The organism is Bdellovibrio sp. GT3 (assembly GCF_037996765.1).
Classification (GTDB): domain Bacteria; phylum Bdellovibrionota; class Bdellovibrionia; order Bdellovibrionales; family Bdellovibrionaceae; genus Bdellovibrio.
The window spans coordinates 1,120,631-1,136,009 of record NZ_JBBNAD010000005.1 but is presented as its reverse complement, the minus strand read 5'-3'; the positions used below and the strand labels follow the sequence as shown (position 1 = coordinate 1,136,009).

At 46.2% G+C, this 15,379-nt stretch carries 16 protein-coding genes; 8 read left to right on the top strand and 8 right to left on the bottom strand.

Annotated elements, in window-relative coordinates:
* Positions 1-26 precede the first annotated feature (26 nt).
* Positions 27-329, bottom strand: a complete 303-nt coding sequence (locus tag AAAA73_RS12935; protein ID WP_340598809.1) for an RNA recognition motif domain-containing protein — start codon at positions 327-329, stop codon at positions 27-29.
* Positions 330-692: 363 nt separating this feature from the next.
* Between AAAA73_RS12935 and AAAA73_RS12930 the strand changes: the two genes are divergently transcribed.
* From AAAA73_RS12930 to murB, 4 genes are all read left to right on the top strand, one after another.
* Positions 693-1,487: a thymidylate synthase gene (locus AAAA73_RS12930; RefSeq protein ID WP_340598808.1), complete on the top strand. Its 795-nt coding sequence runs from the start codon at positions 693-695 to the stop codon at positions 1,485-1,487.
* The gene (locus AAAA73_RS12925) at positions 1,484-1,999 is read left to right on the top strand and encodes a dihydrofolate reductase (protein ID WP_340598807.1); all 516 of its coding nucleotides are present in this window, start codon (positions 1,484-1,486) and stop codon (positions 1,997-1,999) included. The genes AAAA73_RS12930 and AAAA73_RS12925 overlap by 4 nt, the downstream gene beginning before the upstream one ends.
* Before the next feature lie 101 nt (positions 2,000-2,100).
* Entirely contained in the window at positions 2,101-2,403 is a 303-nt protein-coding gene (locus AAAA73_RS12920) for a PilZ domain-containing protein (RefSeq protein ID WP_340598805.1), read from the top strand.
* A 14-nt stretch (positions 2,404-2,417) separates the two neighbouring features.
* Complete coding sequence (gene murB, locus AAAA73_RS12915) at positions 2,418-3,431, top strand: UDP-N-acetylmuramate dehydrogenase (protein WP_340598804.1); 1,014 nt, start codon at positions 2,418-2,420, stop codon at positions 3,429-3,431.
* Positions 3,432-3,449: 18 nt separating this feature from the next.
* Here murB and AAAA73_RS12910 read toward each other — a convergent pair whose 3' ends face one another.
* The gene (locus tag AAAA73_RS12910) at positions 3,450-4,076 is read right to left on the bottom strand and encodes a dual specificity protein phosphatase family protein (RefSeq protein ID WP_340598803.1); all 627 of its coding nucleotides are present in this window, start codon (positions 4,074-4,076) and stop codon (positions 3,450-3,452) included.
* Between the two features lie 165 nt (positions 4,077-4,241).
* Here AAAA73_RS12910 and AAAA73_RS12905 point away from each other — a divergent pair, with 165 nt between their 5' ends.
* Together AAAA73_RS12905 and AAAA73_RS12900 are read left to right on the top strand one after the other, a co-directional pair.
* Positions 4,242-4,697 (top strand): hypothetical protein, encoded by a 456-nt coding sequence (locus tag AAAA73_RS12905; protein ID WP_340598802.1) that lies wholly within the window; start codon positions 4,242-4,244, stop codon positions 4,695-4,697.
* A gap of 232 nt (positions 4,698-4,929) precedes the next feature.
* Positions 4,930-5,574, top strand: coding sequence for a TetR/AcrR family transcriptional regulator (locus AAAA73_RS12900; RefSeq protein WP_340598800.1), 645 nt, complete (start codon positions 4,930-4,932; stop codon positions 5,572-5,574).
* A 49-nt stretch (positions 5,575-5,623) separates the two neighbouring features.
* On the opposite strand, the gene AAAA73_RS12895 is transcribed toward AAAA73_RS12900, so the two are convergent.
* Together AAAA73_RS12895 and dacB are read right to left on the bottom strand one after the other, a co-directional pair.
* Positions 5,624-6,796, bottom strand: coding sequence for a lytic transglycosylase domain-containing protein (locus AAAA73_RS12895; RefSeq protein WP_340598799.1), 1,173 nt, complete (start codon positions 6,794-6,796; stop codon positions 5,624-5,626).
* A gap of 31 nt (positions 6,797-6,827) precedes the next feature.
* Positions 6,828-8,252 carry a D-alanyl-D-alanine carboxypeptidase/D-alanyl-D-alanine endopeptidase gene (gene dacB, locus AAAA73_RS12890; RefSeq protein WP_340598798.1) on the bottom strand — a complete coding sequence of 475 codons (1,425 nt, stop codon included), beginning with the start codon at positions 8,250-8,252 and terminating at the stop codon, positions 6,828-6,830.
* Between the two features lie 87 nt (positions 8,253-8,339).
* On the opposite strand from dacB, the gene AAAA73_RS12885 reads away from it, so the two are divergent.
* Positions 8,340-9,266, top strand: a complete 927-nt coding sequence (locus AAAA73_RS12885; protein ID WP_340598796.1) for a signal peptidase II — start codon at positions 8,340-8,342, stop codon at positions 9,264-9,266.
* A gap of 95 nt (positions 9,267-9,361) precedes the next feature.
* On the opposite strand, the gene lon is transcribed toward AAAA73_RS12885, so the two are convergent.
* The gene (gene lon, locus AAAA73_RS12880; protein WP_340598794.1) at positions 9,362-11,737 is read right to left on the bottom strand and encodes an endopeptidase La; all 2,376 of its coding nucleotides are present in this window, start codon (positions 11,735-11,737) and stop codon (positions 9,362-9,364) included.
* 79 nt (positions 11,738-11,816) lie between these two features.
* Positions 11,817-12,644 (bottom strand): exonuclease domain-containing protein, encoded by an 828-nt coding sequence (locus AAAA73_RS12875; protein WP_340598793.1) that lies wholly within the window; start codon positions 12,642-12,644, stop codon positions 11,817-11,819.
* A gap of 95 nt (positions 12,645-12,739) precedes the next feature.
* On the opposite strand from AAAA73_RS12875, the gene AAAA73_RS12870 reads away from it, so the two are divergent.
* On the top strand, positions 12,740-13,423 hold the full coding sequence (locus AAAA73_RS12870) for a TorF family putative porin (RefSeq protein WP_340598792.1): 684 nt from the start codon (positions 12,740-12,742) through the stop codon (positions 13,421-13,423).
* Here the strand turns inward: AAAA73_RS12870 and AAAA73_RS12865 are convergent.
* Positions 13,395-14,354 carry a flagellar motor protein MotB gene (locus AAAA73_RS12865; RefSeq protein ID WP_340598790.1) on the bottom strand — a complete coding sequence of 320 codons (960 nt, stop codon included), beginning with the start codon at positions 14,352-14,354 and terminating at the stop codon, positions 13,395-13,397. The two genes, AAAA73_RS12870 and AAAA73_RS12865, sit on opposite strands and share 29 nt — an antisense overlap.
* A 56-nt stretch (positions 14,355-14,410) precedes the next feature.
* On the bottom strand, positions 14,411-15,277 hold the full coding sequence (motA, locus tag AAAA73_RS12860) for a flagellar motor stator protein MotA (protein ID WP_340598788.1): 867 nt from the start codon (positions 15,275-15,277) through the stop codon (positions 14,411-14,413).
* Positions 15,278-15,379: the final 102 nt, after the last annotated feature.

Genomic DNA, 15,379 nt, shown 5'->3' with positions numbered 1-15,379 from the left:
CATTTATACGGTGTTTTATTAAAAAATTAGTAAGAACGACGTGAACCGAAGTTGCGACCGCCACCACCACCTGTGCGTGGAGCTTGAGGCTTGGCTTCTGAAATATTCATCGCACGACCGCCCAAATCCATACCGTTCAATTTTTCAATTGCTGCAGTAGCTTCAGAGTCAGAGGACATTTCAACAAAAGCAAAACCTTTGCTGCGACCAGTTTCGCGGTCTGTGATGATGTTTGCAGACTCAACCGTACCAAAAGCACTGAAAGTCTCTGCCAACAGATCAGAGTCAGTATTGTAGCTAAGATTTCCAACGTATATTTTTTTTCCCATTTTTGCCTCCTTAAAAAAGCTAGGGGCCATTCATAAAGGACAAAAGGGAATCTAATGAACTAAGAGAACGACTGATTGGTGGTTCAAGTAGACCACATAAGGGTGAAACTAGATATCAGCGAACCCGCAATTATGACCAAAGAGCTGAATGTTTGCACAGCTCCACCACCGCAGAGTTGAGTTGTAATAATCACCTTACATTCCAGCCAAAAGGTCATCGTCAACACGGCGCACCCCCGGAAGGTACGGCGTACCTTTCCCCCGTTCCTGTGATGTCGACATAGAAAGTAAATTTGCCGCATTGTGCTTGCTGGACCAATAATGAACCCCCACTTAAACTTAAAATCAGGCGCAGGAGATAAGATGAAGCAGTATCACGATCTGATGAAATTTGTTTTAGAGAACGGAACCAAAAAAGAAGACCGTACTGGTACAGGGACGATCTCTACGTTTGGGTATCAGATGCGCTTTAATCTTCAAGAGGGGTTTCCTCTTTTGACCACAAAAAAACTGCACACGCGTTCGATCTTTCATGAACTTTTGTGGTTCTTGAAAGGCGAAACAAACATCCAGTATTTGAAAGACAACAAAGTCACGATCTGGGATGAATGGGCAGACGAAAATGGCAACTTGGGTCCCGTATATGGAAAACAATGGAGATCCTGGGAAACTGCTGACGGTCGCACGATTGATCAAATCACGAACGTGGTTGAACAAATCAAAAAGAATCCAGATTCACGCCGTTTGTTGGTTATTGCATTTAATCCGGGCGACGTTGAAAAGATGGCTTTGCCACCATGTCATGCGTTCTTTCAGTTTTACGTGGCGAACGGAAAACTTTCCTGCCAACTGTATCAACGAAGCGCTGATATCTTCTTAGGTGTGCCATTCAATATCGCAAGCTATGCGTTGCTAGTGCATATGATCGCACAAGTCTGCAACCTTGAAGTCGGTGACTTTGTTCACACCTTGGGTGATGCGCACATTTACTCGAATCACATCGAGCAAGTTCAAACACAGTTGGCTCGTGACGAACGCCCACTGCCACAATTGAAATTGAATCCGAGTGTAAAAAATCTTTTTGATTTCACTTACGAAGATATCGAAATCGTGGGCTACGACCCGCACCCTGCAATCAAAGCTCCGGTGGCAGTATGATTTTGACCCAGATTGCGGCGTGCTCTGAAAACCGAATTATTGGAACTCAGGGCGGACTCCCGTGGGAGCTTCCTGAAGACATGAAATTTTTCAGAGACACCACCAAGGGTCACATCATGATCATGGGTCGCAAGACTTTTGATTCTTTCAATGGCAAGGCCTTGCCGAATCGCTACCACATCGTAGTGACGCGCGATCCGTCCAAGTTCTCATTTCCCTCAACCGAAAAAAGTCCGGTGGTCTTCGTTTCCAGTCTGGAAGAGGCGGTCGAGCATGCTCGCCCCCTGACGGCACACTGGGGCGAGGAAGTTTTCATCATCGGTGGTGGAGAGATTTACAAACAGGCTTTTGTTAAGGACCTCACAGATAAAGTGTATTTAACTCTGATCCACCGCGAGTTTCCGGGCGATACACATTATCCCGAAATTGACGAAAGTGTTTTCAAACTCACTGAACGTCGAGACGTTTCACTGCCTATTCCCTTTTCGTTTCTTACATACCTGAAAAAGTAGGGACCAGAATTTGATCTCATAATGAGAATGCAACCTTTTTCCCTTCGGGTTTTCATAGAATGCCCCGAAAATAAGAGTGTGCACTCTAGTTGAGGTGAAGAATGAGCGCTAAACGCTTTAAGACGAAAGAAAACGCAAAGCTCGAGGTTTACGGCCATATCGGAAACTCCGAGGCTAAAATGCGTAATCTGTCTGCGACCGGCGCCTATCTCGAAGTGAACCACGGCGAATACGTCCCAAGAAAAGGGGACCTTCTAAACCTCACTGTCGAACTGAACTCCTTAAAGCGCGTCTACAATGTGGCCGCGGAAGTAATCTGGAGTAATGGATTGGGACTTGGCATATGTTTCATCCATAAAGACGACATCCTGGAAAGAATGATGGCCAAGGCTGGCGTTTTTTAATATAGTTTCCCCTAATGCAACTTCAGGCACAATTTGATCTTAGCAAGCTGAATACCTTGGGTTTAAAATCCACGGCGGAACTCTATACAGAGTTGCATGCTATTTCCGACGTACAAGCCCTTCTTAACGACCAAGCTTTAAAGAAAATCACGTGGCGTATTCTGGGCGGCGGCTCCAATCTGGTTCTGCCAGCCAAAGTCGGTGGTTTGACCATCCGTTTGGCCAACAAAGGCCGTTCGCTGATTCATGAAGACAACGAAGCCTGGTACGTCAAAGCTCAAGCCGGAGAAGTCTGGAATGAATTTGTGCATTGGACTTTGGATCAAGGCTATTGGGGCCTTGAGAATCTTTCGCTAATCCCCGGCACTGTTGGAGCTGCTCCGATTCAGAATATTGGCGCCTATGGTTCTGAAGTTAAGGACTCCATTTTCGAAGTGACGTGTGTGGACTTAAGCAGCGGCGATCTTAAAACTTTCAATAATTCAGAATGCCGTTTCTCCTATCGCGATAGCTTCTTTAAGCAGGATGGCGCCGGGAAATACATCATCTGGGAAGTCACCTTCCGCCTTCCAAAAGCAAACAAGCTGCACCTTGAATATGGTGATATTCGTAAAGAGCTGGAGCGCCAGGGATTGGAAGCCAACCCTCGCACTATCTCTAAAGTAGTCTGCGAAATAAGATCCAGCAAATTGCCGAATCCGGAAGTGATCGGCAACGCCGGCAGCTTCTTTAAAAATCCTATTGTACCGGTCCCGGTGCGCGATCAGTTGTTGGTGAAGTATCCGACACTGGTCAGCTTCCCCTATGCGGATGGCATGGTGAAATTAGCTGCGGGATGGTTGATTGATCAAGCGGGCTGGAAGGGTAAGAGCATCGGCCCTGTGGGAATGTTCGAAAAACAAGCGCTGGTGCTGGTAAATCATGGTGGCGCTGATGCCGATGATGTCTGGACGACCGCGACCCAGGTTTGCGCCGATGTGAAGGCGCAATTTGGTGTGGAGTTGGAACCTGAGCCGATTCGCTGGTAACAGTGACAGCGGCGAAGACTACTCTTCGCTGTCTTCTTCCCCGTCCCCGTCTTTGCAGTAAGAATTCTTTTTATTATAGTACTTGTAGTTGGCTTTGCATGGATCGTAATTCGCGATCATCCAATCATCACCCTTCCAAACCTGATCGATAAAGTATCTTTTTGCAGGCTTTACTTTGGCGATATGGCGATATTTAAAAGTCAGCTGTTTCAAAGCTTCCTCTTTGCTTTTACCAGCATAAATCATCTGGTAAATTGCCGCAGCTTCACCGGAGCGATCCGCGCCGCCTTGGCAATGAATCAGAATCGGGCGAGGTACCATATCAAAAAGACTGATCAAACGAATCAGATTTTTACGGTGAGGAATTTCCTCTGCGGTCATCGGGATGTTGTAGTGAAGGACGTTCATCGCCTTAGCGACAGAAGTTTCCTGCTGCCACCAGAAGGACAAAGGCTCGGCACCACGCAGATTGATGATCGTTTGAATGCCATGTTTTTTGATATAGCGTTTTAGTTCAAGGCCATCCAATTGAGCAGAACGATAAAGCTCACCCTTTTCAACTTCGTGAAAATTAGGGCCAAGGATGTCGCTGGCAAATGCCGGCGAGAAAACCAAAAGGGATAATGCGATAATTAGGATTTTCATAAGTCGTTCTGCTTACCAACACCTGCTCTGCGTCATCCAGAACTATAGGGTCTATTATAAAAACGTCAAAATGTGTTGATTGTCGGGTTCTTAGACAAGCTGTTGCCACTCAAATGAAATATAAGCTAGTTTAACGGGGTTTTACTTTTGCAACAGGGACTCGCCATGAACTCACGTTGGTTGAAAATCATTTTTGCCGTTCTTACTATCGTATCCATATATACTGTGGAGGCCTCGGCTTCCATCTGCGAACCCCCTCGTGGTTCCAAGCTCGCCATGGATCAAAGAGACAACTGGCGCTCGAACTGCCTGAAGAAAAAGAAGGCAGAGCTGACTCCAAACCAATGCTTGGCCGTGGCTAAATCCATGGAATACTCCAACAACGCCGAGGAAGCTCGCTTGGTTTGTCTTTATGATCTTAAGAAACTAACGCTGAAGGATTGTGCAACCATCGCCAAACAAATGGAGTATGCCGACTCCGGAGACGAAACCAAGTGGCATTGCCTTCGCGAGTACAGTTCCACAATCAGTAAAAAGCAATGTGAAACACTGGCCAAATCCATGGCCTACCCACCAAATTCAGACCGAGCTCAATTATTCTGCGAGAATGAATTGAATTAATAGAAGGGAGCTGCGGCTCCTTTTTTTATTCCCACACCCCTCCTTCGTGTCGCAAACATTACAAGCTTTATGCCCCAAATCGAATTTAAGGGGCTTTTGGACCAGTTTTCCTAGACCTTAGTCCAAAGGATTACACGAATGCAAAAATCCAGACTTGATTGTCGCGTCCAGCAGGACCTATTCTGTCCTCACATTAAGGACTCTCGTCCAAAGGAAAGGGAGAATCATTCAGATGATTCAGTCTACGGAAATGGCAAAAGAAAAAGCGAAGAAAACTAAGATCATTGTTAAGGCGCCTACTCAAGAACGCTCTCGCCAGACAGTATCTACAATTCTAGATGCATGTTCTCGTTTGTTGGTATCTGAAGGTTTTTACTCCATTACTACTGATAAAATCGCCAAAGAAGCTGGAGTCAGCATTGGTTCCCTTTATCAATTCTTTGGAAACAAAGAATCTGTGGTTCAAGCCGTGGTAAAAAATCTGATGGAAGAAGACAAACGCATCATGAGCGAGAAAATGCGTGCGATCTTCCCTCTGCCACCGGAGCAAAGAGTCCGCGCAATGTTGGAAATGGCATTCGAAACTTATCGCAGACAGTACGAACTGCGCGCCAAACTGACCACAATTCAATACTACGTAGCCGACGCTTCTTATATCTCTGAATCCATCCGTTTTTTCCAGGAAACTGTGAAGTACAATCTGCCGCAAATTCCAGGTAAAGACATGGAGAAGATTTCCTATATTATGGTCAACGCGTTCATCGGCATGGCTAATACCATGGCCATTGATAATCCAAACTACATCAACGACCCGACAATCATCAGTGAGATGTCCAAGTTGTTCATGAAGTACCTTGATATTCAAACAGCTGAATAAAAAAAACCCGGTTGAGAAACCGGGTTTTTTGTTTTTAAAGGCTGTGAATCTATTTGTCTGAAGCGATCGATCGGCCTTTGTGGGACAAAGAAATCAACGCCACGTTGTACTTGTCCTTGGGCACCGAAATCACCGTCTTCGACGGTATTTTGAATCCTTTTTTGATCACATTGTAAGTCAGATGCGGATTATAAACCTGAGCTTTATCGTGATCCCCATCAAACCACTTCACCAGATCCCGGTACTTAATCGCAACCGGCAATTTCAAATCCTGTGCAGGTAGTGGTTTCGACCACAATACCGTGTCGAAGTACTTCTGCGCATTTCTTTCAACTTCCAAAGCCGCCAGGAAGCAGGCATAGAAGTTTCGGGAAGCGAATCCAAAGCTTCTTCGCGACTCCACGTTCTCAATCAAGTGCCCCAACTCGCGGGACTTGTAGGATTTGGTCATCTTGGCAACTCCTGTCGGTCCATGATTGTAACCCGTCACCGCCAGAGGCCAGGATTGAAGCATATTATAATTGGATTTCAAAAGTTTCGCCGCCGTTCGGGTCGCATCCATTGGATGATTGCGCTTATCCACCGACGAGGAAATCATTCTGAAAGGTCTTGCTGTGTAAGGCATGATCTGCCAAACGCCGCTTGCACCCACTTTAGAGCGGGCCATGATATTAAAGGAGCTTTCCACGTAAACCATACGAACCAGTTCCAGCGGCAGCTGTTCCTGGCGGAAAATCTTTTCCATATCTTCAATGTATCTTCCGGAATAGAAAATCGCCTGTTGCATGCGGTCTTTCTGACCCAACTGATAGCGCAGATTCGCTGCCTGCTCTTTATTCAGTTTTTCCTTGGCAATGACGTCTTTCTTTACTTCATCGATTTTCTTCTGTTTTTCACGTTCAGTTTTCAGACCTTTTAAATCAACGATCTTATAAACCTTTTCAACGTTTTCAGAATCATGAAGGATGCCCTGATCAGATGAGTACTTGGAGTACACATCCACCCAAAATTGCACCTGCTTCTCCATTCCTTTCGGAGTCGCAAAAGCATTTGAATTATAACCCAATGACTTGTTTTGATTCTTGAAGATCGGTGGACGCCACATACGCGTTTCCGGCAGAACTCGTGGAACCATATTGGGGAATATATCACTCAGATCCTGCGCCTTTGCGGCAGGAGCCATAAGTGCTGTGACTAAAAGTGAGACGACAAAGTACTTCACGAGAATGATCCCCTTAGTGTTCTCTTCATAGTCAGTTTACCAAACTTTCGAGCAATTTATCAAAATATTGTCGAACCATTGCTTCATCAGTCGAGCCATTATAAATGAAGGAGAACGTAATAACTCTTCCATCCTCCAACCCGGCGTAACCCGCTAAAGATACAACACTATTTAAGTATCCCGTTTTAGCACGTACCCAGCGTTCGGCCTTTGTTCCCTTCATTCTTTTTTTGAGGGTTCCATCTATTCCCGCAATGGGAAGACTTTGAAGAAACTCAGGTTGCACTCTGAAATCGTTGCGCAGGTGCTGCAATACTTTCCACATGGCAAACGATGACATTTTGTTTTCCCGAGTCAAACCTGATGGATTTTCGATGTGAATTTGCTCTTTGGGAATTTGCAAAGACTGAATATGCTCCTGCAAAGCGGTCATTCCATCCACCAATGTCACACCCTTTTCTTTCTTCAGGGTGCCCATGTTTTTCGTCAGCATTTCAGCGACGTAGTTGTTGGAAAACTTATTCATATCCGCAACGATTTGTTCAATCGCCTTGCTGTCAGTTTCCGCAGCCATGGCAGCAGTTTTCGGAGTCTCTCCGGTTTTAACCGCGCCCGTCACTGTCACGCCTCTTTGCGAAAGAAAGTTTTTGAAATTATACCCTGACCAAAGGTCTGGCTGCGTGATGTTCTTGAAAATCGCCAGCTCCTTATTGTTTTTTCCTATGCTGCCACCGATATGCAACAGATCCCCGTCAAACTTCGGGTCTTCCTTGCGGTCTGCAAGAAGTTTGTTGTCGTTGCCATTCGTGGTTTTCGCCTTCATCACCAGGCGGATGTATTCATTTTCAGGATCCACATACACACGGGCATCATCCCCGGATTTGGCACCGGGACGCACAAAGATATTTACCGAATTCCAGTTGAAGGACATCGCGCCCACTGGTGCATCATAAGCGCGATCCACGCGCGCCTTCTGGCGGCTTTCATCGTAGCGCATTTTATCAAACAGAGTGTCGTCCACAATGATATCACCTTCGACACGCTTGATATCATTTCGCAAAAATGCATTTACCAAGAACCACATGTTTTCGGAAACAAAAGACGGATCGCCTCCGCCCTTCAGGTAAACGTTGCCCTTCAATGTGCCTTTGACTATTTCACCCGTAGTCCAGATGGAAGTTTTAAATTTGTGCCCCGGCGGAAACGTTGCCAGCACTGCGGATCCCGTCACCACTTTTGTGATGGAGGCAGGAATCATCATCTTGGAGCCATTGTTATCAAGCAGAACCTTCAGGCCGTCACCCTCACCCGTGGTGGCGTAAATACCCACATCAGACAGCTGGACCTTGTACTTCTTTGCCAGATTTTGCATTTCTGATTCAGCAGACTTTGCATCCAAATTCGCATTTGCTGAAAAACTAGTCATCAATGCTGTTACTAGAAAAAAATATCGCATACGTCCTCCCTGATGATGCCTAGACAATAGTAGCGATCGAAAAATCAATTCGCAACAAATAGAGCCTCTCTTGGTAGACTGAGGTGCATGAAAAAGCGCGAATGGCTCATTGTTATACTTCCTCTTGTTGCGACCTGGTTGGTCGACCGCGTAACTAAGCTGTGGGCTACGGACATCACTTCAGTGATATCCCACGGCCCACTGCACTTCGTATTGCACCACAATCACGGCGCAATGCTAGGCCTGTTTTCAGATTTGCCATCAGTGCTGCGTATCGTCTCACTTTCCACCGGCGGCGCATTCCTACTGTGTACTTACGCTTTGATTCAATACCTGTTACCCATCAAATCCCTGACCTTGCGCTGTGGCCTTTCGATATTAATCGGCGGGATTCTGGGCAACGTCGGCGACCGAATCATCTGGGGATATGTTGTCGATTTCATTGTTATCGGAACTCCATCCTTGTCCAGCCCGGCTTTCAATATCGCCGATGCCCTTCAATGGGTTGGCTATGGTTTGATCGTCTATGCGATTATCCGCGAAGGAGAATTGTTGTGGCCGGAAAACAACTCGCGCAAACGTTTCTGGGTCAATTTGTCGTTTCAGGTAAAGTACTGCATTCTGATGATGGCCGTGGGTTTAAGTCTTACTCTGATCAGTCTGGTTTTCTCTTACACGTATCTGCGTGTGACCATTCAGGAGCTGGTTGGCAATAACCAATTTCTTTTGAATAAGTTTCTGGTGCCTTATGTGATCACCTTCACTATTATCTGCATCGCATTTTGTGCCATTACTTTTGCAGTCGGAAAAGTCCTTTCCCATCGCATTGCCGGCCCCATCTATGCCTTTGAAAGATATGTCTACGGAATCATGAAGGGCGAGTCCATTCCGCCACTTAAAGTGCGTAAAGGCGACGAGTTCAAAGAACTTGAAACCCTGGCAGAAGAAATCAACAAACGCATCAGTACCATGAAATCTGAGCGCACCGTCAACGTCGTTGAATTCAAAGATTAAGTTAGCGCCAAAGTTACGACACACGTTCTTCAAAATGACAAAGGCCATGAGTATAACCTCATGGCCTTCTTTTTTGGCGAAAGTGTGTCCGTACTTTAATTGATAGCTCGTGGGAACATCTGCGTATTGTTATCAAAGTTCAACTTGTACGCCGGGAAATCAATTTCCAAGGCGATCTTCAGCAGATCATTGACGTTATCGACGAAATGAAACTTCATCTTGTCTTTGATCTCACTTGGAACCTCGCGAAGGTCCTTTTCATTTCGTTTGCACAAGATCACTTCGGTCACACCTGCACGGTGAGCCGCAATGATTTTTTCCTTGATGCCACCCACTGGCAGAACACTTCCACGCAATGAGATTTCACCCGTCATGGCCAATTTTGGATTGACCGGTTTTTTCAGCAACTTGGAGGCTATCGATGTCAGCATAGTTACACCTGCCGACGGACCATCTTTCGGGATCGCACCCGCCGGAACGTGGACATGCACCTCTTTTTTGGTGAAATCAACCGTTGGATCCATCAATGGCAATCTGGCCTTCAACAGACTCATCGCAATTTTTGCGGATTCCTGCATCACCTCGCCCAATTGCCCCGTCAACAAAAGCTGTCCTGAGCCCGGCATTTCCTCCGTTTCGATAAACAGGATGTCACCACCCACCGGAGTCCATGCAAGCCCCGTCACCACTCCCGGTGGCAATGAGGTTTCCGTCAGTTCAGAAGTAAATCTTTCCGCACCGAAAATATCATCCAGATCATTGATATCGACGATCAGCTTTTCACCTTCGGCTTTCAAAATCTTGATCGACATGTATTTGCATATCGTCGCAATTTTTCTCTGCAGTTCACGCACGCCGGCTTCCCGGGTGTAGTCGGTGATCATTTTGGACAATGCGCCCTCTGTGATTTCCAACTGCGATTCCTCGATACCGTGCTCAGCAAGTTGTTTCGGCCACAAGTGACGTTTCGCGATGTTTTTCTTTTCCTCTATCGTGTAGCCCGTCAATTCAATGACTTCCATACGATCCAATAGCGGACCTGGAATAGTATCGAGCGCGTTGGCCGTAGCGATGAATAGAACTTTCGAAAGATCAAATGCCGTATCCAGGTAATGATCCTGAAAAGAATTGTTCTGCTCAGGGTCCAAAGTTTCCAAAAGGGCACTGGCAGGATCACCGTTAAAGCTGCGCGAAAGTTTATCGATTTCATCCAGTACAAATACAGGATCGTTTTCACCGGCTTTCTTAATTCCAGAAATAATCCGTCCCGGCATTGCCCCTATGTAGGTGCGACGATGTCCGCGAATTTCCGCATCATCCCGCACGCCACCCAAGGCCACACGCACATACTTTTTATTCAAAGCGCGCGCAATGCTTTTACCCAAGGAGGTCTTACCGACTCCCGGAGGACCCACAAACAACAGAATGGAACCCTGATGCGTCTTGCGCAGTTTCATAACCGCCAGATGCTGCAGAATTCTTTTTTTGATTTTATCCATGCCGAAATGATCTTCATTCAAAATCGTTTCGGCTTTTTCCAGATCAATTTCCTGATCGACCGAGGATTTGCTCCACGGCAGTTCAGTCATCAAATCAAGATGCGTGCGAATGATCTGATACTCCGGAGATGCAGAATTGATGTTCTCCAGTCGTTTCAGTTGCGAGGTTGCCAGCGCCAAAGCTTCTTCGGGCAATCCGGCCGCCTGAATTTTTTGTCGATACTGGTCCGTGATTTCATTGCTGTCTTCATCCCCCAGCTGCTCGCGAATAACACGCATCTGCTCGCGAAGGATGCTTTCCTTCTGGCTTTGGTTGATGTTTTCACTGAGTTTTTGACGGATATCGAGCTGAATTTTCAAACGCTCTTTCTGCTCTTTCATAAGATCCAGAATTTTCAGCGCACGTTCACGCACATCTGCAGTTTCCAGAATCCCCTGTTTTTCAGCCAAAGTGAAATCCGCGTGAGCGGCACACACATTGGTCAGCAGTGAAAGCTCTTCGATCTCGGCGATCCACTCCTTCACACGACGCATGTGTTTACCAAGCAAATCCACGGTTTCATAGGCAATCTGTTTGAGGCTTTCAAGCAAGGCTTCCTCGGTCTTACGGTCAGCGACCAGGATATCTTCAACCCCTTCCGTCAAAGTCTCATAGATGCCGTTTTCAAATCTCATATTCAGAGCACGTATACGCTGATGGGCATTTACAAAAATAGTATAGCTGCCATCGTCTTCCTTGCGATGCGATTCGATTTTGCAGAGCGTGCCCACTGTGTGCATATCCTCGAGCTTTTCCAGCGAGCTTTCGGGATTTTTCTGCGTCAGGAGGACGATCCACTTTTGATTGGTTAGTGCTTTTTGCAAAGCGAGAATACTGCGGTCTCTTCCAACCCGCAAAGGCATGCTGACACCGGGAAACAGAACGGCATTTCTAAGCGGAATAACAGGAAGGTAACCAGATACGAATGACATGGTTTCACCTTTCCCCTGCCGTGAATGGCAAGGTCATAGGTTAATCATGTATCCGATTTAATTATCGTCAAGGTGAGGGTTAATAAACAATTCCCACATCTTTGATGCGGGACAGATAATAACGCTTATTGGTGTTCTCTCTCTGACAAAGGGCCATAAGGTAATCACCATCTGGATTGCGTACTATTCCAATTGGACTTACACGACGAGTCTCGCCCTTAGCTGAGCCCCCATCATATACAAGATCCAAATCTTTTTTGGTATGAATGGATTCAATCATCGTCTTAAGATTGTTGTTGTTCACCGTGTACATGGAATAATCTTTCCACCACAGTTGCTTGCCTTGGCTTTTAATTGCCTGTGCAAGAGTTGCTCCCTCGCCCATTTTTTTAAAGCATTCCAAGCCAACATATAAGCACGCCTTAGCATCATCATAGGCACGATGCGCCTGACCACCATCTATGTTCAGATGTTTGATCAATGTTTGCAGTTTATGATTTTCAACACCATGAATCCATTTGCGCGAAAGAAGACTTGTGCACAATGCGGGTTCAATTGGTAAAGGCAAACCGGCTTTTTCAAAATCAATTGTCAAAAAACCCAAATCAAACGGTGCATGATGAGCCATAACAACAGAGCCCTTGAAGAACTCGTGAATCTGTTGAACTTTTTCTGGCATTAATGGAGCTTCGGCAACCATTAGATTTGTGATGCCATGAATTCCGATGATGAAGTCACTCATCAACTCGCGAGGCTTTAGCAGGAACTGCAGACGATCAATTTCCTGACCTTTGTGAAACTTCACCGCACCAAACTCCACGATGTCATATCCTACCGGATAGGCTCCGCTGGTCTCGGTATCAAATGCAATATACGTGTATTCATCCAAAGGCAGATCTAAATTCATAACCTTACATACCTGCCGCTTGGCTGTTGGTCCAGCTCCCTGACGGCTTTTCTTTTATTTTGTACTTTCTTCGTTCACAATCAAATGCACTATCTATGCGAAGATACATCAGTTTTATCATAACATTCATTGGCCTTAACTCCTACAGCTTTGCTGCGGAGAATTCATCACCGACCTTTAAAATGGACGGCCAGGTTTCCTTACTGTCTCAATACGTTGAAAACGGATTGAACCAAACCGATGGCTCTCCCGCTTTACAAGGTTCATTCTGGTTTAACTTTGGCCCGCAGTTCCGACTGGGACTTTGGGGTTCGAATACCAACTATGAAGTGGGCGATGACAATTTCAATCTACGCGCCAATGGGGATATTAAAATCAATTTCACCCAGGAATCCAATGCCATCCTCAGCTATTCGCACAGCACTTTTTATCAGGATGGCGAGCGCAACGGAAACATCCTGGGCCTGCATCTGAATTTTGGAACCTACCGCGTGAAGTATGAAGCCTTCAGCAACTGGGAAGGCACCCACAAAAAATCCGCAAGGATTGGTTTTGGAAAATCCACACAAGTCTTCACAAGTTGGATCTGGGACAATGAAGCCGGATACAACACACCCGACGTCGATTCAATTAGCAGCTATTTTGATTTAAGAACGGGAATCGGGACCACTTGGGGAGTCATCTTTTTTGAAGGTGCCGTAACCGGCACCTCTGCTGCCGGCGACCTGAACGGCACTGGCGATATTTACTTTATTCTGTCAGCGAAGACGGGCTTTTAGCAGCGTCTTTCAATTCATCATCCACTTGCTCACGAAGCGGTTTTTTGGACTGAGCTTCCTGTTTGCGGCGAGTGGAAACCTGGTGCACAAAATTATCATACACTGACATATCCACACGTTGGTCACCAAACAAGGAGTCCAACTTACGCTGTTTTTGACCGTCTGAAGTAAGTTCCTTTTGCGCGATCTTTACACGAATAAAGCCCACCAATTTCTTAGGGTCCACTTCACCACGTTTTTCTTTCACGCTGATCGCGCCATTGACTGCAACCGAGCTGCTTTCCAATGAAGCCGCAATCTTATTACGAACGATATCCAATCGCTGTGAAGCCACGCGATTGGCTGACATCAAAGTTCCATCCGGTACTGATTCAATGAACAATCCGGAGGTCAATTTGATTTCTGCGTCTTTCAAACCAGCCGTCACACCTTTGATTTTATCCATAACCTGGACAAAGTTGGCGTTGGGCTGCGAGCTGCCACGTTCAAACAACATATAATCCGGAATATCGAAATCAAAACCTTCAGGGGAAACCACCACGTTTTTGGCGACGTCATTCATCTGGTCAGCCATATACGCAGCAACAACTTTTGCGGAACCCATATCCAATAGATTTGGAGTTTTGTCCATTGGCTCCATGAAGCTTTGGAAAGCCTTCAACGGCTCATTCAAAAGATCCAGGAAAAGTTTTTCAAGAGTCAGTTCGACCCCGAAGTTTTGGAAATTGTATTCAATCACGGAAGGTGTGGAGAAATAATCTGAAACCGCTTTTTTGGTTTGATCAGATTGACCCACGATCCACATTACGAGGAAGAAGGCCATCAAGGCCGTCATAAAGTCAGCAAGGGCAACCTTCCAGGAGCCCCCGTGTCCACCGCCACCTTGGACGATGATCTTTTTGATGACGATTGTCTGTTTCTTCTCTGCCATGTTTCTTCTTCCTTAAGTCACAAGGAGCCAGTTCATTGACTCCTTTTAAACAATCACTACGCAGCTTTTTTAATCTCTTTAGTAGCTTTGTCGATCTCAGCAAATGTCGGTCTTTCTTCCGGCATGATGGAACGACGAGCGTACTCCACACACACGATTGGAGGTGCACCACGTTGCAAAGCAACCAGAGCTGCTTTAATACAACCCAAGTAACGACCTTCCGCCTCGATATCGGCAGCAATTTTTGTTGCTGTCGGCTCGATCAAACCGTACGCACAGAAAACCCCTAACATCGTACCCACGAGGGCATGGGCTACGTACTCACCGATCACCTCTGTACCTGCCGTCAAAACACCCATGGTTTTAACGATACCAAGTACGGCGGCAACGATCCCCAGACCCGGGAAACCCCCGGCCACTGCGGCGATGGCATGTTGAGCAAGATGTTCTTCGGCGTGGATACCTTTGATATCCGCATCCAAAAGATCATCAACGTCATAAGGTGAAAGCTCGGCTGACAATGTCACTTTCATCGTGTCGCAAAGAAAATCAACGGCATGATGATTGTGCATGAAGCTTGGATAAGCTTTAAAGATGTCAGATTTATCCGGTTCCTCGATGTGCTTCTCAATACCTTGCGGACCTTCTTTTCTGAAGACCTGGAAAAGTTGGAAAAGCATTTGCAAAAGTTCAACATAGTCTGACTTTTGCGGACCCTTCGATGTCATCGCTTTGATGGATAATTTAATCCCCATCTTTACGATCTTCATTGGGTTGGCAATAACGTATGCACCGAAGGCAGCTCCCCCGATGATTACCATCTCGAGACCGGCAGCTTCGATGATGACGCCCATCTTACCGTGACCGGCAATATAGCCCCCGAATACTGTCGCGAAAACTATCAATATACCTACAAAACCCATAGAATATGACCTCTCAGTATCCTCTATCGGGCTGATACGTGTTAGAATTGAGTCATCGGCAAATAATCTTGCCCATAGTCGAGAGAGGGAATAAGACAATTA